This is a genomic window from Uliginosibacterium sp. sgz301328, assembly GCF_041807905.1.
GTDB lineage: Bacteria > Pseudomonadota > Gammaproteobacteria > Burkholderiales > Rhodocyclaceae > JBGVSA01.
This window is the reverse complement of sequence record NZ_JBGVSA010000009.1, coordinates 120,440-144,326: the sequence shown is the minus strand read 5'-3', so window position 1 is coordinate 144,326 and position 23,887 is coordinate 120,440. Positions and strand designations below refer to the sequence as shown.

At 65.3% G+C, this 23,887-nt stretch carries 25 protein-coding genes; 8 read left to right on the top strand and 17 right to left on the bottom strand.

Annotated elements, in window-relative coordinates:
• Positions 1-112: 112 nt before the first annotated feature.
• The gene (locus ACDA63_RS09100; RefSeq protein ID WP_373662908.1) at positions 113-1,156 is read left to right on the top strand and encodes a phospholipase A; all 1,044 of its coding nucleotides are present in this window, start codon (positions 113-115) and stop codon (positions 1,154-1,156) included.
• Positions 1,157-1,286: 130 nt separating this feature from the next.
• Here ACDA63_RS09100 and adhP read toward each other — a convergent pair whose 3' ends face one another.
• The 11 genes from adhP to ACDA63_RS09045 all read right to left on the bottom strand — a co-directional run bounded on the left by adhP (position 1,287) and on the right by ACDA63_RS09045 (position 10,355).
• Complete coding sequence (gene adhP, locus ACDA63_RS09095) at positions 1,287-2,300, bottom strand: alcohol dehydrogenase AdhP (RefSeq protein WP_373662907.1); 1,014 nt, start codon at positions 2,298-2,300, stop codon at positions 1,287-1,289.
• A gap of 253 nt (positions 2,301-2,553) precedes the next feature.
• Entirely contained in the window at positions 2,554-3,171 is a 618-nt protein-coding gene (gene ureG / locus ACDA63_RS09090; RefSeq protein WP_373662906.1) for an urease accessory protein UreG, read from the bottom strand.
• A 2-nt stretch (positions 3,172-3,173) separates the two neighbouring features.
• A complete protein-coding gene (locus tag ACDA63_RS09085) occupies positions 3,174-3,860 on the bottom strand; it encodes an urease accessory protein UreF (protein WP_373662905.1) in 687 nt (228 codons plus the stop codon).
• A 1-nt stretch (position 3,861) separates the two neighbouring features.
• Positions 3,862-4,347, bottom strand: coding sequence for an urease accessory protein UreE (gene ureE, locus ACDA63_RS09080; RefSeq protein WP_373662904.1), 486 nt, complete (start codon positions 4,345-4,347; stop codon positions 3,862-3,864).
• 18 nt (positions 4,348-4,365) lie between these two features.
• On the bottom strand, positions 4,366-6,066 hold the full coding sequence (gene ureC / locus ACDA63_RS09075) for an urease subunit alpha (protein ID WP_373662903.1): 1,701 nt from the start codon (positions 6,064-6,066) through the stop codon (positions 4,366-4,368).
• Positions 6,067-6,080: 14 nt separating this feature from the next.
• Positions 6,081-6,386, bottom strand: coding sequence for an urease subunit beta (locus ACDA63_RS09070; protein WP_373662902.1), 306 nt, complete (start codon positions 6,384-6,386; stop codon positions 6,081-6,083).
• Positions 6,387-6,396: 10 nt separating this feature from the next.
• Positions 6,397-6,996 carry a HupE/UreJ family protein gene (locus ACDA63_RS09065; protein ID WP_373662901.1) on the bottom strand — a complete coding sequence of 200 codons (600 nt, stop codon included), beginning with the start codon at positions 6,994-6,996 and terminating at the stop codon, positions 6,397-6,399.
• 47 nt (positions 6,997-7,043) lie between these two features.
• Positions 7,044-7,346, bottom strand: a complete 303-nt coding sequence (ureA, locus tag ACDA63_RS09060) for an urease subunit gamma (protein ID WP_373662900.1) — start codon at positions 7,344-7,346, stop codon at positions 7,044-7,046.
• Between the two features lie 38 nt (positions 7,347-7,384).
• The gene (locus tag ACDA63_RS09055; protein ID WP_373662899.1) at positions 7,385-8,248 is read right to left on the bottom strand and encodes an urease accessory protein UreD; all 864 of its coding nucleotides are present in this window, start codon (positions 8,246-8,248) and stop codon (positions 7,385-7,387) included.
• Positions 8,249-8,409: 161 nt separating this feature from the next.
• Positions 8,410-9,243 (bottom strand): hypothetical protein, encoded by an 834-nt coding sequence (locus ACDA63_RS09050; RefSeq protein ID WP_373662898.1) that lies wholly within the window; start codon positions 9,241-9,243, stop codon positions 8,410-8,412.
• Positions 9,244-9,644: 401 nt separating this feature from the next.
• Positions 9,645-10,355: an FKBP-type peptidyl-prolyl cis-trans isomerase gene (locus ACDA63_RS09045; protein ID WP_373662897.1), complete on the bottom strand. Its 711-nt coding sequence runs from the start codon at positions 10,353-10,355 to the stop codon at positions 9,645-9,647.
• Positions 10,356-10,569: 214 nt separating this feature from the next.
• Between ACDA63_RS09045 and ACDA63_RS09040 the strand changes: the two genes are divergently transcribed.
• Entirely contained in the window at positions 10,570-11,967 is a 1,398-nt protein-coding gene (locus tag ACDA63_RS09040; protein ID WP_373662896.1) for an MATE family efflux transporter, read from the top strand.
• Between the two features lie 57 nt (positions 11,968-12,024).
• On the opposite strand, the gene ACDA63_RS09035 is transcribed toward ACDA63_RS09040, so the two are convergent.
• Positions 12,025-12,789, bottom strand: coding sequence for a YdcF family protein (locus tag ACDA63_RS09035; protein ID WP_373662895.1), 765 nt, complete (start codon positions 12,787-12,789; stop codon positions 12,025-12,027).
• Positions 12,790-12,923: 134 nt separating this feature from the next.
• Between ACDA63_RS09035 and ACDA63_RS09030 the strand changes: the two genes are divergently transcribed.
• A complete protein-coding gene (locus tag ACDA63_RS09030; RefSeq protein WP_373662894.1) occupies positions 12,924-13,583 on the top strand; it encodes a DUF2802 domain-containing protein in 660 nt (219 codons plus the stop codon).
• Positions 13,584-13,586: 3 nt separating this feature from the next.
• Positions 13,587-14,276, top strand: a complete 690-nt coding sequence (locus ACDA63_RS09025) for an SPOR domain-containing protein (RefSeq protein WP_373662893.1) — start codon at positions 13,587-13,589, stop codon at positions 14,274-14,276.
• A 54-nt stretch (positions 14,277-14,330) separates the two neighbouring features.
• Here the strand turns inward: ACDA63_RS09025 and ACDA63_RS09020 are convergent, their stop codons facing one another.
• From ACDA63_RS09020 to folD, 5 genes are read right to left on the bottom strand one after another with little or no spacing between them, the layout of a single operon-like run.
• A complete protein-coding gene (locus tag ACDA63_RS09020) occupies positions 14,331-15,308 on the bottom strand; it encodes an L-threonylcarbamoyladenylate synthase (RefSeq protein ID WP_373662892.1) in 978 nt (325 codons plus the stop codon).
• Positions 15,305-16,192, bottom strand: a complete 888-nt coding sequence (locus ACDA63_RS09015; protein ID WP_373662891.1) for a dienelactone hydrolase family protein — start codon at positions 16,190-16,192, stop codon at positions 15,305-15,307. Before ACDA63_RS09015 ends, ACDA63_RS09020 begins: the two co-directional genes overlap by 4 nt.
• A gap of 4 nt (positions 16,193-16,196) precedes the next feature.
• Positions 16,197-17,369 (bottom strand): 5-(carboxyamino)imidazole ribonucleotide synthase, encoded by a 1,173-nt coding sequence (locus ACDA63_RS09010; RefSeq protein WP_373662890.1) that lies wholly within the window; start codon positions 17,367-17,369, stop codon positions 16,197-16,199.
• Between the two features lie 37 nt (positions 17,370-17,406).
• Entirely contained in the window at positions 17,407-17,904 is a 498-nt protein-coding gene (gene purE, locus ACDA63_RS09005) for a 5-(carboxyamino)imidazole ribonucleotide mutase (RefSeq protein WP_373662889.1), read from the bottom strand.
• Between the two features lie 11 nt (positions 17,905-17,915).
• Positions 17,916-18,776, bottom strand: a complete 861-nt coding sequence (folD, locus tag ACDA63_RS09000; protein ID WP_373662888.1) for a bifunctional methylenetetrahydrofolate dehydrogenase/methenyltetrahydrofolate cyclohydrolase FolD — start codon at positions 18,774-18,776, stop codon at positions 17,916-17,918.
• Between the two features lie 260 nt (positions 18,777-19,036).
• Between folD and ACDA63_RS08995 the strand changes: the two genes are divergently transcribed.
• The 4 genes from ACDA63_RS08995 (at position 19,037) to ACDA63_RS08980 (ending at position 23,822) form a co-directional block, all read left to right on the top strand.
• A complete protein-coding gene (locus ACDA63_RS08995; protein WP_373662887.1) occupies positions 19,037-19,492 on the top strand; it encodes a MarR family winged helix-turn-helix transcriptional regulator in 456 nt (151 codons plus the stop codon).
• 20 nt (positions 19,493-19,512) lie between these two features.
• On the top strand, positions 19,513-20,958 hold the full coding sequence (locus ACDA63_RS08990) for an efflux transporter outer membrane subunit (RefSeq protein ID WP_373662886.1): 1,446 nt from the start codon (positions 19,513-19,515) through the stop codon (positions 20,956-20,958).
• 30 nt (positions 20,959-20,988) lie between these two features.
• Entirely contained in the window at positions 20,989-22,155 is a 1,167-nt protein-coding gene (locus tag ACDA63_RS08985; protein WP_373662885.1) for an efflux RND transporter periplasmic adaptor subunit, read from the top strand.
• Positions 22,156-22,262: 107 nt separating this feature from the next.
• Complete coding sequence (locus ACDA63_RS08980) at positions 22,263-23,822, top strand: DHA2 family efflux MFS transporter permease subunit (protein ID WP_373662884.1); 1,560 nt, start codon at positions 22,263-22,265, stop codon at positions 23,820-23,822.
• Positions 23,823-23,887: the final 65 nt, after the last annotated feature.

The following is a 23,887-nucleotide window of genomic DNA, read 5'->3' as shown; positions in this document are numbered from 1 at the left end:
ATTCGCCCGCACCCGGAGGGCGTCCGGACGCATCGTCCGGGCGCCCTTTGCCGTTTACATCCCCGAAAAAGATTCGTACGTCGCGCGCTCTGACGCGACAGGAGAACGTTGCATGCCCAAGGCTCCGCTGCTGGTCCTTGCTTTCCTTGCCGCGCTTGCGGCATCGCCCGCGATGGCCGACGAGGCTCGCGACAAATGTCTGCTCGAAAAACTCAATCGCGCCGATCCGGACATGACGGTGGCGCAGATCAAGGCCGCCTGCGACGAGGTCGCGCCGATCGGCGCTGCACCAGGCGCCACCATCATGCCGCCCAAACCCGTCGAACAGGCACAGGAGCCTGCGCAGGATTCGTTCATCACCGAGCGTCGCAGGGAAGAGGCGCAAGCCAACGTCAATCGCTACGCCATCACCGCGCACCGCCCCAACTATCTGCTGGTAGCCTCGTACAGCGATCATCGCCCCAATTCGGAAGTCTTCGGTGCGGCCATCGACGCCCAGGAGGGGGACGCCAAGAAGGTTGAAGCCAAATTCCAGATCAGCCTCAAGGCGCCGCTGGCGCTGGGGCTATTCGACAACAAGGTGGACTGGTATGCCGCCTACACCGAGCGCGCGTTCTGGCAGGTCTACAACAGGAAGCTGTCGTCGCCATTCCGCGAAACCAATCACGAACCGGAGACGTGGCTCACGACGGGCGTGGACTTCAACGTCTTCGGTCTGCAGGCGCGCAGCGTGGCGCTCGGGTACAACCACCAGTCGAATGGACGGGGCGGGAAGCTGTCGCGGAGCTGGAACCGCATCTTCGGCCTGATCGCGCTCGACTCTGGCGAGAACTTTGCCATCGGCATCCGTCCGTGGTGGCGCGTTCCCGAGAAAGCCAGCGAAGACGACAACCCAGATATCGAGTCCTACATGGGCAACTTCGACATCACGGGCATCTACCGTTTCGGCAACGGACATACCGTCGACATGATGGTCCGCAACAACCTGCGCGGCCCCAGCCAGAACAAGGGCGCCCTCCAGCTTGGGTGGAGTTTCCCCCTGTTCGGTCACTTCAGGGGCTACGCGCAGTGGTTCTATGGCTATGGAGAGAGCCTGATCGACTACAACGTGTTGCAGAACTCGATTGGCATCGGGCTGCAGTTGACCGACTGGTAAGGGCTTGGGGGTTCGTGTCGCTCTTCGAGCATGGCAGACCCCGGACTCGATCGCTGGCACGCCGTCACCCGCCAAAAAGAAAAGCCGCGCCTCCTTGCAGAGCACGCGGCTTTTTTCCGACACCCATCGTTCAGGAGATCTGCAACACCATCCGCCCCTCGATCTTCCCGGCCTGCATGCGCCCGAAAATGTCGTTAACCGCTTCGAGCGGCTCGACGGCGTAGTTGCATTTGACGAGACCTCGCGCGGCCAGATCGAGCGTTTCTTCCAAATCCTTGCGCGTGCCGACGATCGAACCGATCACGCTCTTGCCTTGCAGTACGAGTTCGAAAACCGGAATCGGCAATTCCTCTGGCGGCAGGCCCACGATGACCAGCTTGCCGCCAGGCTTGAGAGCGTCGAACGATGCGCGGAACGCCTTTGCTGATACGGCGGTGGCGATGACGATGTCGACGCCGCCGAGCTTCTGCGCCGTCTTGCCGACATCCTGCGACGCGGCGTTGATGACTTCATCCGCGCCGAGCTTCTTCGCCAGATCGAGCGAATGCTCCTGCACGTCGACGCCGATCGTGGTTGCGCCTGCGACTTTGGCGTATTGCAGTGCCATATGGCCGAGGCCACCGAGCCCCGAGATCAGGACGACCTTGTCGGGGGCCGCGCCGCCCACTTTCACCGCCTTGTAGGTCGTCACGCCCGCGCAGAAGTGCGGACTCACGGCGGCGAAATCGAGCGCGTCCGGAATCTTGCCGACGAAACGGCCGTCGGCAACGACTTTCTCGGCGTAGCTGCCGTCGACGCTGTAGCCGGTCATGTGCTGGTGCGCACAAAGGGTTTCCCAGCCTGACAGGCACGGATCGCACAGGCCGCATGCCGAGTGCAGCCACGGCACGCCCACGCGATCGCCCACCTGCAGGTGCGTGACCAGTTCGCCGACCTTCTCCACCACGCCCACGCCCTCGTGTCCCGGGATCAGGGGCAGTTTTGGCTTGACGGGCCAGTCGCCGTGCGCCGCATGCAGGTCGGTGTGGCAGACGCCGCAGGCGTGGATCTTCACGATCACGTCGTACGGCCCCCGTAGTTGTGGTTCCGGCATGTCGCGCAGGACGAGCGGCGCGCCGAATTTCTCTACGACCATGGCCTTCATGGATGTCTCCTCGCTCCGGGGAAGGCGATCCCGGCGCACATGCGGCGCGCCGGGATCGGGAGAGTGTTATGGGAGCGGCCGGTGTATGGCGTGAAGGCCGAGAGAGGAGGCGGTGTGGGATGCGCAGAGCGCGGGACCATTGGGTTGTCAGCCGTCGTTCTGGCCGAGCGCGCCGCCACCGGTCGCGCTTTGAACATAGATCACGGGCTGCGGACCGTCTGCCTGCAGGGCGGCGACCATTGATCCCGGGCAGTCAGCCCTGCATCAGTCCTTGCTTTTCGATGAAATCGATAATTTCGGCAAGCCCCTGGCCGGTCTTCAGATTGCTGAAGACGAACGGGCGCTCGCCGCGCATCTTGCGGGCGTCGCGGTCCATGACCTCCAGCGAGGCGCCCACCATCGGTGCAAGGTCGATCTTGTTGATGACCAGCAGGTCGCTCTTGGTGATGCCGGGGCCGCCCTTGCGCGGAATCTTGTCGCCGGCGGAAACGTCGATCACGTACAGCGTGAGGTCGGACAATTCCGGCGAGAACGTTGCGGCCAGATTGTCGCCGCCCGACTCGACGAAGATGATCTCCAGACCTGGAAACGCCCGGTTCAGGCGATCGACCGCTTCGAGGTTGATCGAAGCGTCTTCGCGGATTGCCGTGTGAGGGCAGCCGCCGGTTTCCACGCCGAGAATGCGGTCGGGTTCGAGTGCCTCGTTGCGCACCAGGAACTGCGCGTCTTCCGCCGTGTAGATGTCGTTGGTGACCACGGCGATGTTGTACCTGTTACGCAACGCACGGCACAGCTCGAGCGTGAGTGCGGTCTTGCCCGAACCGACCGGGCCACCGATGCCGACGCGCAGGGGTTGTGATGATTTTTGCATGTTCATGATCTGAAGAGTCGGGTGTATTGGGTTTCGTGCAGACCGCACGCAATGGTCTGTGCTGGCGCGAAGTTCTCCCATTCGCCTTCGGCGCGGGCCTGCACCTCGGCTGCCAGGGTCGGCAGTTCTTCGGACAATGTCAAAAGCATTTTCTGCCCGGCTGTCTGTCCGAGCGGAACAAGCTTGATGGCGGCCATGGTCTGGTTCTCCAGCCACGCCCACAGATAGGCGTTGATGGCGTCCGCCTCGTCGAGATGCCAGCATGCCGCCGCTGCCGCCCATGCCGTGGGGAAAGCCATTTCGCGCGGGCCCGCGAGCGCGTCGCGGACGGCATCGGGCATGTCGCCGATGTCGCGCAGCAGTCGCGCCAGCGAATAGCCCATCTGCACGGTCTCCGCGCGCAGCTCTGCCGTCTCCCGCGTGGCGATGAATCGAGCGTTGAGCGCGAGGACACTCGCGTGATCGCCAGCGCGCCAGGCGCGCATGAGCTGCACCAGGGCCGGTCCTTCGCAGCGCACGATCACCAGCCGGAGAACATCGCCGATCCAGTGTGCGGCCTGTTCGGCGTTGCTCACCTGCCCGCATTCCACGGCCCACTCCAGCCCCTGCGAATACGAGAACGCACCAACGGGTAGCGCGGGGCTCGCCAGATGAAGCAGGCGCGACAGGGCGAGCGATGGCGTCGGCATGTCAGCCCTTGCCGCCCATGACGTGGATCTTCGCCTCGGTGGCGCCACGTTCGCTGTGATGATGGCCCGGCGCGTAGGCGCCGGCTTCCGGCTCGAATGGCACGGTCAGACTTGCGACGTCCGCCTTGAGCCCACGCAGCATGGTTTCGAGAACGTGATCGGCCTGGATGCGCAGCCAGCCGTCACCCACTTCCACCGCGACGTGGCGGTTGCCCAAGTGGTACGCGGCGCGGGCAAGTTCGCGCGCATCGGCGCAGCGGGCTTCGAGCAACTGTTCCGGCGCGGACTGCACGGCCACGATGCGACCGTCCGAACCTTCGAGCTTGTCGCCGCCGCGCAGGATCGTGCCGCGCGGCAGGAACAGGCCGACTTCCTCGCCGGAGGCAAGCCTCGTGCGCAGGCGGCTCTTGGTGCGCGCGTCAAAGTCGAGCACCAAAGCGTCGGTCGCCGGTGCGTCGCCGTGGTAGAGCTTTTCGATGAGAAGCATGTCGTCGGTGGTATCCGTTCAGAACAGGAAATAGCGCTGTGCCATGGGCAGTTCGACGGCCGGCTCGCAGGTCAGCAGATCGCCGTCGGCGCGCACCTCGTAGGTTTCGGGATCGACTGTGAGCCTTGGCGCGTAGTCGTTGTGGATCATGTGCGCTTTCTTCACGCTGCGGATGTTGCGCACGGCTTCGAGCGGTCGCGTGAGTCCAAGGTCGGCGACCTGCGGATTTTTCAGCGCGGCTTGCGACACGAATGTCACGGACGTCTTCAGCGCCTTGCCGAAAGAACCGAACATGGGGCGGTAGTGCACCGGCTGTGGCGTGGGAATCGAGGCGTTCGCGTCGCCCATCGCGGCAGCCGCGATCATGCCGCCCTTGATGATGAGCGACGGCTTCACGCCAAAGAATGCGGGGCGCCACACGACCAGGTCGGCGAGCTTGCCGACTTCGACGGACCCGACGATATGCGCGATGCCGTGCGCGATGGCCGGATTGATTGTGTATTTGGCGATGTAGCGCTTGATGCGCGCGTTGTCCGCGCGCGCCGTGTCGCCCGGCAGGGCGCCGCGCTGCGCCTTCATTTTGTGCGCGGTCTGCCAGCAACGCAGGATGACTTCACCCACGCGGCCCATGGCCTGCGAATCGCTCGAATACATGCTGATCGCGCCGAGGTCATGGAGGATGTCCTCGGCCGCGATGGTTTCGCGACGGATCCGCGATTCGGCGAACGCGATGTCTTCCGCGATGGCCGGATCGAGGTGGTGGCATACCATCAGCATGTCGAGGTGCTCGTCGAGCGTGTTGACGGTGTAGGGGCGCGTCGGGTTGGTGGACGACGGCAGCACGTTGGCTTCGCCCACCACGCGCAGGATGTCGGGGGCGTGCCCGCCGCCCGCGCCTTCGGTGTGGAAGCTGTGGATGGTGCGTCCCTTGAAGGCGTCGATGGTGGCTTCGACGAAGCCCGATTCATTGAGCGTGTCGGTGTGGATGGCCACCTGTACGTCGTGCTCTTCGGCCACCGACAGGCAATTGTCGATCGCTGCCGGCGTTGATCCCCAGTCTTCGTGCAGCTTGAGACCAATGGCGCCCGCCTCGCATTGCTCGCGCAGCGGATCGGGCAGACTCACGTTGCCCTTGCCGAGAAAGCCGAGATTCATCGGGAACGCTTCGGCTGCTTCCAGCATGCGGTGGATGTGCCATGGTCCGGGCGTACAGGTGGTGGCGAAGGTGCCCGTGGCCGGGCCGGTGCCGCCGCCGATCATGGTCGTCACGCCGCTCATGAGCGCTTCTTCGATCTGCTGCGGGCAGATGAAGTGGATGTGCGTATCGATGCCGCCGGCGGTGATGATCATGCCCTCGCCGGCGATGATCTCGGTGCCCGCGCCGATGGGAATCGTCACGGCCGGCTGTACGTCCGGGTTGCCGGCCTTGCCGATGCCGCTGATGCGCCCGGCCTTGATGCCGATGTCAGCCTTCACGATGCCCCAATGATCGATGATCAGCGCATTGGTGATGACGGTATCGGCAACTTCGGCCGAAACACGTTGGCTCTGGCCCATGCCGTCGCGGATCACCTTGCCGCCACCGAACTTGACCTCTTCGCCGTAGACCGTGAAGTCGCGCTCGACTTCCACGAACAGCCCGGTGTCGGCCAGTCGCACGCGATCGCCCGTGGTGGGGCCGAACATCTCGGCGTAGGCGCGTCGGGAAATGTTTGCCATGTTCGATGCCTTCCTCAGAGACGGCCCTGGACGAGACCACGGAAGCCGTACACCACGCGGTCGCCCGCGTAGTCGACCAGTTCCACGGTGCGGCTCTGGCCGGGCTCGAAGCGCACGGCGGTGCCGGATGCAATGTTCAGCCGCATGCCGCGCGCAGCGTCGCGATCGAAGCGCAGCGCCTCGTTGGTTTCGGCAAAGTGATAGTGCGAGCCGACCTGGATCGGGCGGTCGCCAGCGTTCTCGACAGTGAGCGTCAATGCGCGGTAGCCGACGTTGATGTCGATGTCGCCGTCATCGGTGATGATCTCTCCGGGCGTCATGATGATGTCCTCACGCCATGCCTGTGAAGAATCCCGCGCCGAGCAGCGCTACGCCGCCTCCCAGCAGGCGCGGCCACCATGCGTTGGCGCGCAGCATTGCGTGACCGATGGCGAGTCCCGCGACATGCAGCAGGGCCGTGCCTAGGACCATGCCGGCCAGCGCACCGGCGACGCTGTGGGCGGCCGTCAACTCCGTGCCGTGTGCCAGACCATGGAACAGCGCGAAGCCGCCCGCCAGCACTGCGCCTGCACCCGCAGGCAGACTGGCGCGCGTGGCGACGAGCAAGCCCAGCACCAGGAGCGAAGCCGCAATCATGGGTTCGACTGCGGGCAACGCGACGTTCGCGATGCCCATCAGTGCACCGGCCAGCACCAGGCTGGCGAAGGACAACGGGGCAATCCACGCGCGGCGCGCGGTCATCGCGCTCCAGATGCCGACCGCGACCATGGCGGCCAGGTGGTCCATGCCGGTGAAGGGATGGGCCAATCCTTCACCGAAGCCGGCCAGGTGATGTGCGCCGCCGTCTGCGCCAGTGTGGGCCAGTGCGAGGCCGGGCAGCGCCAATGCGGCGGCGCCGAGAAGGGTCTTGCCGATACGGGGGAAAGCCATGTTGATTCTCCTGATGTTGGCGCCAGATGCCTGGAAGGCGTACGAGTTCAGACGATGGGGTGATGGACGGTGACCAGCTTCGTGCCGTCAGGGAAGGTGGCCTCGACCTGGATCTCCGGGATCATCTCCGCCACGCCGTCCATGACATCGTCACGCGTGAGCAGGGTCGTGCCATAGCTCATCAGATCCGCCACGCGACGACCGTCGCGTGCCCCTTCCATGATGGCCGCGGAGATGTACGCCACCGCCTCTGGATAGTTGAGTTTGAGGCCGCGAGCGCGGCGCCGTTCGGCGAGCAGGGCGGCGGTGAAGATCAGCAGCTTGTCTTTTTCGCGGGGTGTCAGTTCCATGCAGTCTCTCCAGCGGTCAATCCGATTGTCATGTTGGTTTACGTCGCCCAGATCCGGGGGCGGCGGGCGGGGCGCTGCAGCCAATAGGGGCGGGCGCATTCCCATAGCGTGGCAAAGTAGGCGCGCAGCGCTTCGCTCGAATGCGACATGGCGCGGACCAGCGTCACCCGCGGCAATGCGGTCGTAGCCGCCGTACCGTGGACAAAGACCGGCTCGCGCAGGCGTTCGAGCAAGATGCGATCCGGCGCACAGCCGGCCAGCCACATCGTGCCGAATACGGTGTTGCCGGCCAGCCCGGCGGGCGATTGCATGAGTGCGTCATCGCCGCTCAAACGCATGCGCTCACACCACGCCAGTTCGCCGTCGACGCACAGATCGATCGATTGGCCGAGCTCTCCGCGCGCGAAGCGTTCGCCCGACGCCTGCCGGCCCAGGCAGGCGATCTCCCAGCCCATCAGACGCGCGTTGCCGGTCAGCGATAGATGCGTGCGCATCGTCGCGCGCGCGGCGTCGAAGACGATGTTCTCTTGCGGCAACCATTCGACGATGGCGTTGGCATCGACATTGATGTTGACGGTCTGCGACGAGATGGGGCCGAGGCTGCGATACCACTTGGTCGCGCCAGGGGTTGTGATGAGCGCGTGAGCGCCCGCGTGCGCAGTCACGTCGATGCGCAACTGGTCGCCGCTGACGATGCCGCCCGGCGGGTGCACGAGTACGGCGTGGCAGATGTCGTCGCCTTCGGGGTAGAGCGGCTTTTGCACGACCAGCGGCCCATCGTGCAGACGGCGCGCGAGCACGCTGCGCGACTGGCGTCGTTCGAAGTCGAGCGTCAGGCGCGCGCGCCAGCCTTCGGCGTGCGTCTGGGGCGCGAGCAACGGATGTGGAAGTGGCGCGGACATGTTCATTGAGTTCTTCTTGAGGCATATCGCGGCGCATGGGCGCACGCGTACCGCCTCTGGCTGCCTTCACTAAGCAATGACTGCGCCAGTCCAGTGCGTGCGGCCGCCAAGACAAGGGGCGCCTGGGCGCCCCTGTCGTTGGTCATCTGCAGGTGACAGGATCAGAAGTGCCACTCGCCCTTGATCATCGCCGTGCTGGTCTTGGTCCCCGACGTCGGCGGCGAGGAGCCGAACTTGTTCTTCACGTATTCGTAGCCCGGCCCCACGAGCAGCGTGTGCTTGCCCAGTCCCGCCATCTGGCCTACGTCGACCATCAGGAAGATGTTCGTCCAGGTCTCCGGCTTGGTGTCGGTACCGAAACCATCCTTGCCCTTTTCCCCGGTGTAGTTGAAGAAGCCGTTCAGTTCCAGCGGCACCGGGCCGGCCGCGAAGTTGAAGCCCCACGCCGCGGCGATGCGGTAGGTCGCATCGAAGTTGACGTTGGTGCCGACGATGCCATTGTGGTTTTTCTCCTTGTAGTACATCAGGCCGAGGTCGGCCCAGCCGAACGGGAAACCGAACTTGATCACCGGGCCGGTGATGAACTTACGCACCTTCGGCGCGAACTCCGTGTTCTTCGAATTGAGATCGAAGCCCGTGCTCCAGGCGAAGTCCTTGATGACGCCTAGATCGAGCGTCTTGCCGGTGACCTTGGTGAAGTGCAACTGGTTGGCATACACCACGTAGATTTCCTGCGCACCGCTGGTGCCGTTGGCCTGCGGATCGTTCTGGTCGGAGATCAGGATGTCGACGTTGAAGAAGTTGCTGCCGTACTTGAAGCCGTCGACGTGCGTCAGGCCGATGATGTCCTTCGAGATGTCCTTGTCGATGCCCGGCTCCGAGAACTTGTTGCCGTAGCGATAGCTGATCGACGTGTCGCTCCAGTCGGCAGCCGATGCTGCCATCGAAACCGAAGCCAGTTCCGCTGCGATGCACAGCGCTTTCCTGAAAGTCATGACAAAACCCTTCTGTGAGATCGGTGGAAAATCCGCTGCGCGAATCCCGCGTGAAATCGTCAGCAGCGAGCCGATTCTAGGAAGGGGGCGCCATGCCTTTGGCAATAGGCCAGATACGTCAAACGGAATGCGTCGACGCGGTGCCCGCCGCGCGATATGCCATGCGCCTGCATGCGGCACGTATTGGCACCCGTCACGGTCGGTACGCGAAAATGGTGCAGAAAGGAGGACTTTGTTGCGGCTGAGCGATGACGCTTATGCGCCGATGCCCATCAGGAGTGTTGCGTTTTTGGCAGTGCGCACCGTTCCGGGGCATGCTGCACCTGGGTGGTGCATGGAGATGGCGCGCGCGCCGGGCTGTGAGGTCCCGCGGCGCGCGCAGCCGATGAAGCAGGTCGATCTTACTTCTTTGCCGGCGCGGCGGGGGCGGCCGGTGCCTTGGCGGGGGCCGGAGCCGGCGTCACGCTGAGCAGCTCGATGTCGAAGGTCAGCGTCGAGTTCGGGGGAATGTCCGGGCTCGGGCTTTGTTCGCCGTATGCCAGCGCGGCCGGGCAGGTCAGCTTGGCCTTGCCGCCGACCTTCATCTTCGCCACGCCTTCGGTCCAGCACTTGATCACGCCGTTGAGCGGGAACTCGGCCGGTTCGTTGCGCTTGTAGGAGCTGTCGAACTCCTTGCCGTCAGGCGTCGTGCCGCGGTAGTTCACCTTGACCGTGTCGTTGGCCTTGGGCTGTGCGCCCGAGCCTTCCTTGACCGACAGGTACACCAGGCCCGAAGCGGTCTTGACCGCGCCCTTTTCCTTGGCGGCCTTTTCCAGTTGAGCCTTGCCGTCGGCGGCGGCCTTGTCGGCCATGGCCTGGTGGCGCTGCATGGCCAGTTGCTGGATCTTGGGACCGTATTCTTCGAGGTTTACAGCCGGCTTGCCGCCCGCCACGGAGTCCGACAGGCCCTTCTTCACGAATTCCATTTCGGCGGGCGTGAAGTTGAACATGGCGGCCTGGCGGCCCATGAAGAGGCCCACGGCGTAGAGCGTCTTCTGGTCTTCGGTCATGTCCGCAGCCAGGGCGGCGGGGATGGTGAGCGCAAGCGTGACTGCGGCAATCAGGGTTTTCATGAGGTTCCTTGTACGGGGTACGGTACGAAAAGCTCGCCAAGGATACGGGATTTTGCCGTTGAGCGCGTCGCGCGCCGGTCGTCAGGATGTATCCGGCTGTATCCCGCTCGCCGCACTCCCAGAAGGCTGCGCTCGATCATGGCGCCCCCATTCTTTGCCGCGCCAGGGCAAGCGTTTTCCTACAATAGCGAATTCCGCTGACGCACCTCAGAAAATGCCCCGCGCGCTGCCGCCCCGGCCCCGGCTCTTCCAGATCACCTGGCCGATTCTGTCCGAACACCTGCTGCATGCATCCGTCGGTTTGCTGTTCATCTGGCTCACCGCGCGCGTGTCCGACGCTACGGCGGCGGCCTTCGGTATTTCCAACCAGATCATGATGTTCTTCATGATCGTCTTCCGTCTCGTCGGTGTCGGTGCCAGCGTGGTCATCACGCAATACCTCGGCGCGCGCGATGGCGTGGGTGCCGAACGCATTTCGCGCGCCAGTCTTGCCGCGGCCTGGTGGATGGGCGTGATTGCCGCGGTGATCGTGGCTCTCGGTGCGCGGCCGCTGCTGCGGCTGATGGATACGCCCGAAGAGCTGATGAGCTCGGCCCAGCCGTACCTCGTCATTCTCGGCGTGATGCTCGCGTTCGAAGCGCTCAATACGACCATGGCGTCGGTCCTGCGCGCTTACACCTTCACGCGCGACACGATGCGCCTGATGTTGTGCATGCACATCGTGGCCGTCTCGATCGGGCTGCCGCTGATCTTCGGATGGTGGGGCCTGCCGCGTGCGGGACTGGTCGGCATCGGCGTGGCGTTCATCGCCTCGCGTCTGGCCGCGCTGGGCATGTATGTGTGGCTGTGGCGGCGACGCCTGTCGATCGTGCCGCGTTTGACCGACTGGTGGCGCGTGCGTCGGCAGTCGCTGGGCGAAATCCTGCACATCGGCCTGCCGGGCGCAGGCGAGCAGATCGCTTATCGGACCAGCTTCACCATCATTCTTTCGTTCGTCGCCGGCATGGGCGCCTTGCCGCTGGCGACGCACACCTACATGCTGCAGATCACCTATTTCATCCTGCTGTCGAGCCTGGCGATCGGATTCGGCACCGAGATCGTGGTGGGCCACCACATCGGTGCGGGCCAGTTGGGCGATGCCGACCGCCTGGTGCGCAAGGCGCTGCGCATCGGCCTGATGGTGGCGGTGAGCTTTGCGTTGCTGGTGGCGCTGTGCGGTCGCGCGGTGATGGGCTTTTTCTCGGACGACCCGCATATCATCGACATGGGCGCCCGCCTGCTATGGGTGGTGGTGGTGCTCGAACCCGGCCGCACCTTCAACCTGGTGGTCATCAACGGATTGCGCGCCACGGGCGACGCGCGTTTCCCCGTCGCCTGCGGCGTGTTCTCCATGTACATCGTCGGCGTCGGGCTGGCGTGGCTGCTCGGCGTGCACCTGGGTTGGGGCCTGTTCGGCGTATGGCTCGCCTTCGCGGCGGACGAATGGACCCGCGGCGCGATGATGTACTCGCGCTGGCGCTGGCTCGGATGGGTCAAGCATGCCCGCCGCGCGCATCGCAAAGTGCGCGCACAGCGGGCCGTGACACTGGTGCAGCCGGACGTCGTGGCCTGAGCGACGAATGCGAGGGCGGGCGGACTTTGCACCGCGCGCATGTCATCGGAATGAGCGTCAGAACCTCTCGCGCAGCCACTGCGCCCACAGTCCCACCCATTCATGCGCGGCGTACCAGCCGGCGTAGGTGCTGGTGATGTTGGGGATGTAGCGGAAAAATTCTTCTCCGAACGAGCCGCCGGTGAGGAAGGCCGTCGGCGCGGGCAGTACTTCAATCCCCTGCGCGGTGAACTCATTGACCGAGCGCCACATGTGAGCGGCATGCGTGACGAGCGTGACGCGCGTGATGCCGGCGCGCTTGAGGATCTCGGCTGAATTGACCGCATTGTCGTGCGTGTCGAGCGAGTCGGTCTCCATCCACTTCACGGGGATATGGAAGTCCTCGCGCAGCGATTCGGCCATCAGCACGGATTCCGGTTTCTGTCCGGTCGGTGCGCCGCCGCTGACCAATACAGGTAGCCCGCTGCGCCGCGCCACCAGCGCGCCGTAGCGGAGGCGTTCGAGCGTCAGGCGGCTCGGCGCCGAGCCGGTGAACTCCGGTGCGTAACCGCGCTTGCCACCGGCCAGGATCACGATGGCCTGCGTCTGGCTGATCTGCTCGGGCGTGGCGACTTCAAAGCGTTCCAGCGGCCGCGTCATCAGATCGACGGTGGCCGGGGTCGAGAACGCCACCAACACGGCAAGCGCAATCCACGACAGCCACCGGCCGGTGCGCGGACGCCATTCGCGCACTGCCAGCGCCAGCGCCATCAAGAGCAGCGGCATGATCGGCGGCAGCAGGACCGCCGACAGAATCTTCTTCATCAGGAACATGCTGTACATGAGCGTGAAATGCTGGCGTTGAGCGCCCGTAATCCGGTGTTGGGGTGGGCAGACTGTGCAGTATGATCGCGCCGGTGACAATGCGGGCGTTGCATGCGTCATGGTGACGGCGCGCCCGATATCTGGAGACAAATGTGGGCGTGCGCGAAATCGTCATTGGTCTGATCGCCTTGCTGGCGATCTACCTGCTGGTGCTGGGCTGGCGCTGGCAGCGCGTGAGCGCGCGCGCGCGCCGCGGCCGTCGCGGGCCGATCGAAGCGACGCGGCCCGAGGTGTCGGCACTGTCGCGCCCACGGGAACCCGTCATCGATATCGTGGACGCCATCGAAGATGACGAAGAGGACAACGACGCCGTGGTGCGCCTGAGCGCGCCGCGCTCTTCTCTCGATGCGTTCTACCGCGAACCCGCCCAGCCTCCTGCGCAACCGGCCCCCGCGCCGGCGGTCCGCCCCGCCATTGCCCCAGTGAATGCGCCCGCTGCCGCGCCGGTCGCAGGCGGATTCGAAGCTGCGCTCGAATTGCGCCAGTTGCGTCAGATGCTCGACGCCCAGCGTGTGGAAAATGATGCCTTGCGCGATGACCTGGAAACGCTGCGGGCCGAAGTCGGCCAACTGCGCCAGCGGCTGGAGAACATGCCGCGCACGCCAGTCCACGTCGCCCCGCAGTACGGCGAGGCCGTCGGCCTGGCGCGAAGCGGCCTCGATTCGCTGACCATCGCTGAGCGCTGCGGCATTTCTGTATCCGAAGCTCAACTGGTGCGCGCGCTGGCTGCGTCCCCGCAGGAAGGAGATTGATCGATGGCTGAACAGGCCGGCGAGAACACTGAAGATCCGGGCCGTCTCAAGCGCCAGCTCGTGGCGCGCGGCGTGGTCGCTGCGGCCCTCATCGTCGCGTTGCTGGCGGTGCTGCTTTTGGTCGAACGCAATCAACGCCCTGAACCGCCAGCGACTGCGCGCACGGTGACCCAGATCGGGCCGAGTTTTTCCGACGGGCAGTCGGGCGCCATTGCCGCATTGGCGGCGGAGACGTCGCAGGCCATCGGTTCTGCGCCCATCGTGGTGCAGGGACCAGTGGCCGAACCCGAACCGGAGGAGACCGCGCCACCCACTCCGGTGGCGCGTACGGACAGTGCGTCGAGCAAGCCGGACGTGACCATCGCGCCGCCCTCATCGGCTGCGCCGCGGGCCGCGAGTGCGGCCGCGTCCGCCGCGGTCATCGAGCAACGCCCAGCGACAAACGTCACGCGCGACGAGCGCATGCCTGCGGCAGCGCCGGCGGGCACGTACATCGTTCAACTCGGGGTTTTTTCGAGCGCGGCGAATGCCGACCAATTGGTCCGGCGACTCAAACAGAAGGGGATTTCGGCGCGAGTGGAAACGCGTGTTGAGCTGGGCCCGTTCAAGAACCGTGAGGAAGCCGTTGCGGCCCAGACCCAGTTGCGGCGCGCCGGTTTCGATGCCGGCATGCTGGTGCTGCCGAAGAAATAACCCACCGCACGCGTATTGCATAGCGCCCGCCCGATCCCCGGGTGGGCGCCTCGATCAGGTCTCGTCCTGCTCGTCCCCCGAGCCGACGACGGCGCGGCCCACGCGATCGCGCACAGCGTCCCAGTCGCTGCCGTCCGGCAACGTTTCCAGAAGAATACGAGTGGCGCCGCTGGCGTCCAGCGCGCGCAGATTGGCGTACAGACCGTGCGCATATCCGTGTGCATCGGCCGGTGCGGTGATCCACATGGCCGCGCCCGGTTGCGGCGCGACGCTGTGTGCGAGCACAGCGCAGTCGACGCCTGCGGAATGCAGATCGACGGCGCTGGCGATGTTCATCGGCGTGCGCGGCGCATAGTGCGCAGCGAGAGAGCCCGAGACGCGCGGTGCGTTTTCAGTGTGGCCACGAAGGCGCGGGCGGCGTCCGATGACGGCCGCGATGGCGTCGATGCCGATCATGCCGGGACGCAGAATCACCGGTTCGCCACGCGACAGATCGAGGATGGTCGATTCGATGCCGACCGTGCACGGGCCGCCGTCGAGAATCATCGCCAGGTGCGGGCCGACTTCTTCTTCGACATGTTGCGCGGTGGTCGGGCTGATGCGGCCGAAGCGGTTGGCCGACGGCGCGGCGATGCCGCCACCGAAGGCGCGCAGCAAGGCGAGCGCGACCGGGTGATCGGGTACGCGCAGACCGACGGTGTCCTGTCCGCCGGTCACTGCGTCGGGCACGTCTGCCTCGCGCGGCAGGATCATCGTCAGCGGGCCGGGCCAGAAGGCACGTGCGAGCGCAATCGCTTCTTTCGGGATGGCGCGCGCCCATTCCGTCATTTGCGCGGCATCGGCCAGATGAACGATCAGCGGGTGGTCGGCAGGGCGATTCTTGGCGGCGAAGACGCGGCCCGCGGCTTCCGGGTTAGACGCGTCGGCGCCGAGGCCATAGACCGTTTCGGTCGGCAGCGCCACGAGTTTGCCGGCTCGCAGCATGGCGGCGGCTTCGCGGATGTTCTCGGGTGTCGGCGGGCGGATGATCATTGCGGCGCCTTGGCCTTCAGGTGCGCGGCGAAGTAAGTCGCCACGCGTTGTCTGGCGTCTTCGCGCGCGGCCGGATTCGGCGCGGTCGTGACGCCCTGGCCCGGATGCACGCCATTGGGCACGTCACTGCGCACGCGCTTGCGCTTGATGCCCGGGTTGTCGAAGTCGTGATAGGTGTCGGGGTAGGTCACGACCTGCATCGGTTCGCCGCGCGCGGCGAGCGTTTCTGCCAGCGATACGCATGGCGCGGCGGGCGTCCAGTCGTCGGCCTCGCCGATCAGCACCAGCAGTGGTGCATTCGGATGGAATCGATCGGCACGGCGCGCGCGCGCACTGCATCCAGGATAGAACGCCACCGCAGCGGCGAACGGCATCACGCCTTTGTCCTTTGCGCCCTTGGGCAGACGGGCGACCGTATCGAGCACTACGCCGCCGCCGTGCGACCAGCCGAGTACGGCGATGTGCGCGGTGTCGACGTCCGCGCGCCCGCGCAGCCAGGCTTGCGCAGCGTAAGCGTCGCCCGTGCGGTCGGCTTCTTTCAGCGGACGTTGCGCCAACGGAATGGTGCATAACTCTTTCACGCCGCGCGACGTGAAGCTGTCGACCATCAATGCGACGTAGCCGAGCGAGGCAAGGTACTCGCCCCACATGGCGTGGCGCGCATTGAGTGCGCCATCGCCGGCGTAGGCGCCGCCGCAGCCATGCATCATGACCACCGCCGGATGCGGGCCTTTTGTGTCGGGCGTGAAGAGAAACGCCTTCAATGGCGCTGACGACGAAGACAGCTCGCCCGGCGGAATCTCGACTGGCGCCATTGTCGCGGCACTCGCGCCTGACACGCAGACCGCGAGTGCGAAGGCCGTCATCAGTCGAGCGACGCGCATCGGCTTACTCGGTGTCGATGATGCCGATGGCGCGACGTGCGGCCATGGCGATGTCATGCGCGCGTTGCGGGTCGGCGTCCACGACCGTGAAGTGCCCCATCTTGCGGCCGGGGCGCGCGTGATGCTTGCCGTACAGGTGCAGCTTGAGATTGGGCTCGCGCGTGAGCAGCGACCAGTCGGGTTCGCGATAGAGCCCGTGCGCGTCGGCGCCGGTGCGACTGGCGTCGTACCAGACGTCGCCAAGCAGGTTCACCATGACCGAGGCGCTGTGCGCACGAGCGTCACCCAGCGGGAGGCCGGTGAGGGCGCGCACTTGCTGTTCGAACTGATCGGTGATGCAGGCGTCCAGCGTGAAGTGCCCGCTGTTGTGCGGACGCGGTGCCATCTCGTTGACGTACAGCGTGCCGCCCGCAACGAAGAATTCCACGCCCAGCGTGCCCACGTAGCCGAGCTGTTCGGCAATGCGTGTGGCCAGCGCGACGGCTTCGCTCATGGTGGCTTCGTCGCCCGAACGCAGGGGCGAAGTGGAAACGTCGAGAATGCCGTTTGTATGCAGGTTCTCGGACGGGGCGAAGCTCTGGACGTCGCCTTGTTCGGTGCGCGCCAGCACGACCGATACTTCGTAGTCGAGCGAGAGCATTTTTTCCAGCACACAGCCTTCGTTCTGGAAGGACTGGAATGCTGAGATGGCTTCTTCGCGCGATTTCACGCGTGCCTGCCCCTTGCCGTCATAGCCGAAGCGCGCCACCTTGAGGATGGCGGGGAAGAGTTCGTCGGAGACCTCGCGCAGGTCTGCCTCGGTGTTGATGGCGGCGAACGGCGCGTGCGGGATGCCGTTGCTGCGCAGGAAGGATTTCTCCGCCACGCGGTTCTGGCAGATCGCCACGGCGTCGGCGGACGGATGCACCGGTACGAACTTGGCGAGGTATTCCAGCGTGCCAGCCGGCACGTTCTCGAATTCGGTCGTGATGGCGGCGCAGTGGCGCGCCATCTCATCGAGGGCTTCGAAGTCGTCGTAGGCCGCGTGCAGGTGACGGTCGGCCGCGACGCCGGCCGGGCTGTTGGCATCCGGGTCGAGCACCCAGACCTTGTAGCCCATTTCGTGGGCGGCGAGTACGAAGAAGCGGCCCAACTGGCCGCCGCCGAGCATGCCGAGCGTGGCGGGTGCCTGGATCATGGGGTTGCGTTGCCTTGCACGTCTGAGTGAATCGGGATCATTGCGGCAGGTCGAGCGTCATCGCTAGCACGCTGTCGGTCTGCTTCTGGCGGAACGCCGCCAGTTTGTCGGCGAGTTCATCCGATTGGTTGGCCAGCATCGCCACGGCGAACAGGCCGGCGTTGGCTGCACCCGCTTCGCCGATGGCGAAGGTCGCCACCGGGATGCCCTTGGGCATCTGCACGATCGAATAGAGCGAGTCGAGCCCCGACAGCGCTTTGGATTGCACCGGTACGCCGAGCACCGGCACGGTGGTCTTGGCCGCGATCATGCCCGGCAGGTGGGCCGCACCGCCGGCGCCGGCGATGATGGCCTGGATGCCGCGCGAACGCGCCGATTCGGCGTATTCGAACATCAGGTCGGGCGTGCGGTGCGCGGAGACGACGCGCGCTTCGAAAGCCACGCCGAACTCTTGCAGGATGCGTGCGGCGGCCTGCAGGGTGGGCCAGTCGGAGTTGGAGCCCATGACGATGCCGACGACGGGTGAGTTGCTCATGACGCCGTTCCTCAAGCCTTGGCAGCGGCGACGCGCCGCGCGGATTCGAGCGTGTTGGCCAGCAGCATGGTGATGGTCATCGGACCGACACCGCCCGGTACCGGCGTGATCGCGCCAGCCACTTCCCTGGCGGATTCGAAATCGACGTCGCCGCACAGCTTGCCGTCCGGCAGGCGGTTGATGCCGACGTCGATGACCACCGCGCCCGGCTTGATCATGTCGCCGGTCAGGAACCTGGGCTTGCCGATGGCGGCAACGACGAGGTCGGCGCGGCGCGTGTGAAAGTGCAGGTCGCGGGTCTTGGAGTGGCACACCGTGACGGTCGCACCCTGCGACAGCAGCATCACGGCCATGGGCTTGCCGACGATGTTGCTGCGGCCGATGACGACGGCTTCCATGCCGGAGAGCTGTACGTTCTCGGCTTCGAGCATTTTCATCACGCCCCATGGCGTGCACGGATAGAACGACTTGCGGCCTTGCAGGAGCAGGCCGAAATTCTCGGCGTGGAAGCCGTCGACGTCTTTTTCCGGCGAGATGGCTTCGAGCACCTTGTTCTCATCGAACTGACGCGGCAACGGCAACTGGACCAGGATGCCGTGCACGCTCGGGTCGGCATTCAGCTCGGCGATCTTGTCGAACACCTCGTCCGGGGCGACCTCGACCGGGAAGGTGAACTTCAGCGAACGAAAGCCCGCCTTTTCGCAGGCGTTGACCTTGTTGCGGACATAGACCGCCGAGGCGGGGTTGTCGCCCACGAGGATCACGGCGAGGCAGGGCTGGACACCCTGCTTGATCAGTTCCGCCGCGCCTTGTGCGATGTCCTCGCGAACCTTCTGCGACAACGCGTTGCCGTCGATGATGCGTGCACTCATGGCAAATCCGGGGTTTTCAGGAAAACCCGACAGTATACGCGGCCCCGGGCGGGCCGGAAACCAAGGGACGGAAAGCGGCAGCGTGATCAGACGGCGTCTGTCAGATGTCTGCGCGCCGAGGCAGGGCTCACGTAGGGATAGTTTCTTTCCATTCGAAACAATTGACGTCTATCAATTGAATGTTGCACACTCTGCAATAGCTGCCTAGGCAGTAAATGCCGAGGCAACGATCTCTTTTGTTGCAATGCAAATGTGTGCCCATGTTGTTCAACGCCGAAACCTATCACCCGCCCGAGAGCATCGGCTTCCTGCTCAGCCGCGCCAAAAACGCGATGGGTGCTTTTGTCGACGCCGAGTTGCAGCGGCGCCAACTCGATCTGACCAGCGCGCAGTGGGTCATGTTGATGCGCATCGCCCATGGCTGCGGGCGCACGGCGGCGGATCTTTGCCGCGACAACGGTTACGACACCGGCTCGATGACCCGCATGCTGGACCGGCTGGAAGAGAAAGGCTTCATCCATCGGGAACGCTCCACGGAAGATCGCCGCGTGGTGCAACTGGCGCTGACTGACGCCGGTGAGGCGTTGGTCCCGGTCCTGCGCGAGATCGGGGCGGCGGCGCTCAATTGCCACTTGCGCGATTTTTCGCAGGAAGAAGTGGATGTGCTCAAGGGCTTGCTGCAGCGGATCGTTGCCAACGGCAGCCGACAAGAATGACAACGATGGAGTCAGTTCCGATGAAATCCTCCCCTTTCCGCCTCGCCATGCTGATCAGCATGGTGGCCGTGCTGGCGGCGTGCGCGTCGGACGGCGGCATCAGTTCGCACGCCACGCTGGCGCAGCCGGACACGCTGGGCGCTGCCCCCGTGGCGGCACGCGGCACTGCTGCGCCGGCCGAAGGCTTCTGGCGGTCGCTGGGCGATCCGCAGCTCAATGCGCTCATCGATGAGGCGCTGGCCGATTCGCCCTCGCTGCGCATTGCCGATGCGCGCATCCGCCGCGCGCAGTCCATCACCGGCGTGGCGCAGAGCGCCACCATGCCGACGCTGAGCCTGGACGCCGATACGCTGCAGCAGCGCTTGTCCGAGAACTGGATCTATCCGCCGCCGCTAGCGGGCGCGCACCGCACCGACAACCGCGTGGCGTGGGATGCAGGTCTCGAGCTGGATCTGTGGGGCAAGTACCGTGCGGCGCTGAAGGGGGCTGAAGCGCAGCAGGCCGCTGCCGAGGTCGAGGCCAAGGCCGCGCGCATTGCGCTAGCGACGAGCATCGCGCGGGCGTGGATCGAGTTCGATCGCCTGTTCCGCCAGCATGATCAGATCGATCGCATGATCGCCACGCGCGAAGACATCGAGCGTTTGCAGGCGATCCGCATCAAGGCCGGACTCGACGCCGAACTCGACCGCAACTTGCAACAACAGGGCACGGCCACGCTCAAGACCGAACGGGCGGTGCTCGACGAACGCATCGGCCTGCAACGCGACCTGCTCGCCGCCCTGGTCGGCAAGGGGCCGCAGCGCGGCGCGCAATTGACCCGCCCGCAATTGCCGGATCGACTCGACGCCGGCTTGCCGTCGGTGCTGCCGTCCGACCTGCTGGCCAATCGCCCGGACGTGACGCTCAGTCGCTTGCACGTGGAGGCCGCGGCGCGTGCGGTGGATGTCTCGCACGCATCGTTCTATCCGACCGTGAACCTGAAGGCGTTTCTCGGCTTCCAGTCGATCGGCATCGAAAATCTGCTCGAGCCGGCGGCGCGCATCTACGGCATCGGCCCGTCGATCCGCATTCCGATCTTTGAAGGCGGGCGCCTGCGTGCCGATCTGGGCGTCAAGCAGGCCGACTACGACGCGGCCGTCGAGCAATACAACGCCACGCTCGTCGACGCCCTGCGCGAAGTCACCGATCAGGCGCGCAGCCTGGAAGGCGCCGAGCGCCAGGGCCAGAGCGCCGAAGAGGCGGTTGCCACGGCACGCCAGGGCGTCGCGCTCGTCGAGACGCGCGTGCGCCAGCGCTTGTCCAGCCGTATCCAGTTGATGAGCGCACAAATGCTTGTCATGACGCACGAGCGCGTCGACATCGACCTGCGCGCGCGACGCCTCGATGCCGCCGTCAGCCTCTCGCGGGCGCTGGGCGGCGGCTTTATTCCCGACAACAATCCCTTTACGCAGACCGCGGCGCGGTGAGCTTTCGGCGCCTTCCGGAGAACAACACTCATGAGTCAAGCGAACCCAACGAAGGATGAAGCATTGGCCCCGACCAAGCGCAAGCGCGGCATGCTCATCCTCGTCATTCTTTTCCTGCTGGCCGGCATCGTGTATGGCATCTATTGGTTCATTCACAGCCGCTACCTGGAGACAACCGACGACGCCTACGTGGCTGGACACGTCATTCAGATCACGCCGCAGGTCGGCGGTACGGTGCAGGCCGTGCACGTCGAGGACACCGATATCGTGAAGGCCGGCGCACCGCTGGTCGACCTCGATCGCGCAGACGCCAAGGTGGCCGTGGACCAGGCCGAGGCTGCGCTGGCCGAAGCCGTGCGCCAGGTGCGCACACTGTTTGCCAACAACAGCACGTATGACGCACAGATCCGCGTGCGCCAGGCGGAAGTCGATCGCTACAGGCAGGACATCGCGCGTCGCGAGGCCATCGCCAGCACCGGGGCTGTCGCGCTCGAAGAGATCGATCACGCCAGGGATGCGCTGCGTGGGGCCGAAGCGGCTCTGGCCACCGCCAAGGAACAACTGGCGGCCAACCGCGTGCTGACCGACGGCACCCAGGTCGAGCAGTACCCGACGGTGCAGCGCGCCGCTGCAAAGCTTGAAGAGACATGGCTGGCATGGTCGCGCGCCAACGTCGTGGCGCCCGTGTCGGGCCAGATCGCTCGCCGCAATGTGCAAGTGGGCCAGCGTGTCGCGCCCGGTACGCCGCTGATGGCGGTGGTGCCGCTGGATAGCCTGTGGGTGGATGCCAACTTCAAGGAAGGCCAGCTCTCCAACATGCGCGTCGGCCAGGAGGCACGCATGACGGCCGACATCTACGGCAGCAAGGTCGTGTTCACAGGCCATGTCGTCGGGCTGGGCGCTGGCACGGGGGCGGCTTTCGCGTTGTTGCCGGCGCAGAACGCCACGGGCAACTGGATCAAGGTGGTGCAGCGCGTGCCGGTGCGCATCGCGCTCGACCCGAAGCAGTTGCAGGATCATCCGCTGCGCATCGGCCTGTCGATGAATGTCGAGATCGATACACGTCACGCCGGCGGCGAGCCGCTCACGCGCGTCAAGGAAATGGACACGCAGAATGCCGCCAGCGGCGACGGCGCCATCGAGCAGGCGCGCGCCCGCGCGAAGGAAATCATTCGCGCCAACATCGGCAAGCAATAAGTACGTAAGAGCAGGGTCGCGCGCTACCGGCGGCGTCATCGCGGTCGGTGGCGCCGCCGCCGACGGGCGTGCCCGCCATGACATCCGCATCCACAGAGAGCCCCTCGATGGCACAAGCTGCTCCTCCCCTGCCGTTCCCCCCGCTCGAAGGCAGTACGCGCATGCTGGCGACCGTTGCGCTGGCGCTGGCGACCTTCATGAACGTGCTGGACACGACCATCGCCAATGTGTCGATTCCGGCAATTTCGGGCGACGTCGGCGTGTCGCCCAGCCAGGGCACGTGGGTCATTACTTCGTTCGCCGTGGCCAACGCGATTTCGGTGCCGCTGACGGGTTTCATGTCGCAGCGTTTCGGACAGGTTCGTGTTTTCACGATGTCGGTGCTGCTGTTCGTGGTGGCGTCGTGGCTATGCGGTCTGTCGACGAGCCTGCCGATGCTGATCGGCTTTCGCGTGCTGCAGGGCCTGGTGGCGGGGCCGATGATTCCGCTGTCGCAAGCCTTGCTGCTGCAGTGCTATCCGCCCGCCAAGGCAGGCATTGCCTTCGCTGCGTGGGCCATGACGACGTTGATCGCGCCCGTGATGGGGCCGATTCTCGGCGGCTGGATATCGGACAACATGTCGTGGCCGTGGATCTTCTACATCAACGTGCCGACGGGATTGCTGGCGGCGTGGCTGACGTGGACGCTGCTGCGGCATCGCGAACTGCCCACGCGCAAGGTGCCCATTGATTATGTCGGGTTGGTCTTGCTGGTAGTGTGGGTGGGGTCTTTCCAGATCATGCTCGACAAAGGCAAGGAACTAGACTGGTTCAACTCTTCCGAAATCGTCGGGCTGGGCGTGGTTGCGCTGATCGGCTTCTGCTTCTTTGTGGTGTGGGAGCTGACCGACAAACATCCAGTCGTCGATCTGCGCCTGTTCAAGCTGCGCAACTTCACGGTCGGCACGGCCGCGGTGTCGCTGGGCTACTGCGTGTTCTTCGGAAACGTGGTGATCATGCCGCTGTGGCTGCAGCAATACATGGGCTACACCGCGACCATCGCCGGTCTGGTGACGGCGCCGGTCGGCATCCTGGCGCTCATCCTGTCGCCCATCGTCGGCAAGAACATGGCCCGTTGGGACCCTCGCCGCGTGGCGACGGTGGCATTCGTCGTGTTTGCGCTCACCGCCTTCATGCGGGCGCAGTTCTCGACCGAGATCAGCGTGATGAGCGTGGTGATCCCGCAGTTCATCCAGGGCATCGCCATGGCGACCTTCTTCGTGCCGCTGGCGAGCATCACGCTGACCGGGCTGAGCCCGCAGCACGTGCCGGCGGCGACGGGCCTGTCGAACTTCGTGCGGATCACGGCCGGTGCGTTCGGCGCGTCGCTTTTCACGACGCTGTGGGAAGACCGCACGACCCTGCACCACGCGCAACTGAGCGAACACATCAACCCCTATTCCCCCTCGGCGCAATTGCCGCTCGACGGGTTGGTGGCGCAGGGCTTTGGGCAGGATCAGGCGCTGGGCATGGTCAACCGGCTCATCGACGTGCAGGCCGCCACATTGTCGGCGACGGAGTTCTTCTGGCTGTCAGGATTCATTTTCGTGGTGTTGATCGTCGTCGTATGGTTTGCCCGCCCGGGTAAGCCTGCGGGAGGTTCTGACGCGGCCGCAGGCGCACACTGACTTCCGGGCGTTCTGCGCGCATGACAGAATAACCGGCTCTGGCCGATTCCCCTCCGAAAGGACTG

Excerpts from the sequence above, each read along its gene's own strand:
- ACDA63_RS09100 (WP_373662908.1), top strand. The coding sequence starts at position 113 with ATGCCCAAGGCTCCGCTGCTGGTCCTTGCTTTCCTTGCCGCGCTTGCG.
- adhP (WP_373662907.1), bottom strand. The coding sequence starts at position 2,300 with ATGAAGGCCATGGTCGTAGAGAAATTCGGCGCGCCGCTCGTCCTGCGC.
- ureG (WP_373662906.1), bottom strand. The coding sequence starts at position 3,171 with ATGCAAAAATCATCACAACCCCTGCGCGTCGGCATCGGTGGCCCGGTC.
- ACDA63_RS09085 (WP_373662905.1), bottom strand. The coding sequence starts at position 3,860 with ATGCCGACGCCATCGCTCGCCCTGTCGCGCCTGCTTCATCTGGCGAGC.
- ureE (WP_373662904.1), bottom strand. The coding sequence starts at position 4,347 with ATGCTTCTCATCGAAAAGCTCTACCACGGCGACGCACCGGCGACCGAC.
- ureC (WP_373662903.1), bottom strand. The coding sequence starts at position 6,066 with ATGGCAAACATTTCCCGACGCGCCTACGCCGAGATGTTCGGCCCCACC.
- ACDA63_RS09070 (WP_373662902.1), bottom strand. The coding sequence starts at position 6,386 with ATGACGCCCGGAGAGATCATCACCGATGACGGCGACATCGACATCAAC.
- ACDA63_RS09065 (WP_373662901.1), bottom strand. The coding sequence starts at position 6,996 with ATGGCTTTCCCCCGTATCGGCAAGACCCTTCTCGGCGCCGCCGCATTG.
- ureA (WP_373662900.1), bottom strand. The coding sequence starts at position 7,346 with ATGGAACTGACACCCCGCGAAAAAGACAAGCTGCTGATCTTCACCGCC.
- ACDA63_RS09055 (WP_373662899.1), bottom strand. The coding sequence starts at position 8,248 with ATGTCCGCGCCACTTCCACATCCGTTGCTCGCGCCCCAGACGCACGCC.
- ACDA63_RS09050 (WP_373662898.1), bottom strand. The coding sequence starts at position 9,243 with ATGACTTTCAGGAAAGCGCTGTGCATCGCAGCGGAACTGGCTTCGGTT.
- ACDA63_RS09045 (WP_373662897.1), bottom strand. The coding sequence starts at position 10,355 with ATGAAAACCCTGATTGCCGCAGTCACGCTTGCGCTCACCATCCCCGCC.
- ACDA63_RS09040 (WP_373662896.1), top strand. The coding sequence starts at position 10,570 with ATGCCCCGCGCGCTGCCGCCCCGGCCCCGGCTCTTCCAGATCACCTGG.
- ACDA63_RS09035 (WP_373662895.1), bottom strand. The coding sequence starts at position 12,789 with ATGTACAGCATGTTCCTGATGAAGAAGATTCTGTCGGCGGTCCTGCTG.
- ACDA63_RS09025 (WP_373662893.1), top strand. The coding sequence starts at position 13,587 with ATGGCTGAACAGGCCGGCGAGAACACTGAAGATCCGGGCCGTCTCAAG.
- ACDA63_RS09020 (WP_373662892.1), bottom strand. The coding sequence starts at position 15,308 with ATGATCATCCGCCCGCCGACACCCGAGAACATCCGCGAAGCCGCCGCC.
- ACDA63_RS09015 (WP_373662891.1), bottom strand. The coding sequence starts at position 16,192 with ATGCGCGTCGCTCGACTGATGACGGCCTTCGCACTCGCGGTCTGCGTG.
- ACDA63_RS09010 (WP_373662890.1), bottom strand. The coding sequence starts at position 17,369 with ATGATCCAGGCACCCGCCACGCTCGGCATGCTCGGCGGCGGCCAGTTG.
- purE (WP_373662889.1), bottom strand. The coding sequence starts at position 17,904 with ATGAGCAACTCACCCGTCGTCGGCATCGTCATGGGCTCCAACTCCGAC.
- folD (WP_373662888.1), bottom strand. The coding sequence starts at position 18,776 with ATGAGTGCACGCATCATCGACGGCAACGCGTTGTCGCAGAAGGTTCGC.
- ACDA63_RS08995 (WP_373662887.1), top strand. The coding sequence starts at position 19,037 with ATGTTGTTCAACGCCGAAACCTATCACCCGCCCGAGAGCATCGGCTTC.
- ACDA63_RS08990 (WP_373662886.1), top strand. The coding sequence starts at position 19,513 with ATGAAATCCTCCCCTTTCCGCCTCGCCATGCTGATCAGCATGGTGGCC.
- ACDA63_RS08985 (WP_373662885.1), top strand. The coding sequence starts at position 20,989 with ATGAGTCAAGCGAACCCAACGAAGGATGAAGCATTGGCCCCGACCAAG.
- ACDA63_RS08980 (WP_373662884.1), top strand. The coding sequence starts at position 22,263 with ATGGCACAAGCTGCTCCTCCCCTGCCGTTCCCCCCGCTCGAAGGCAGT.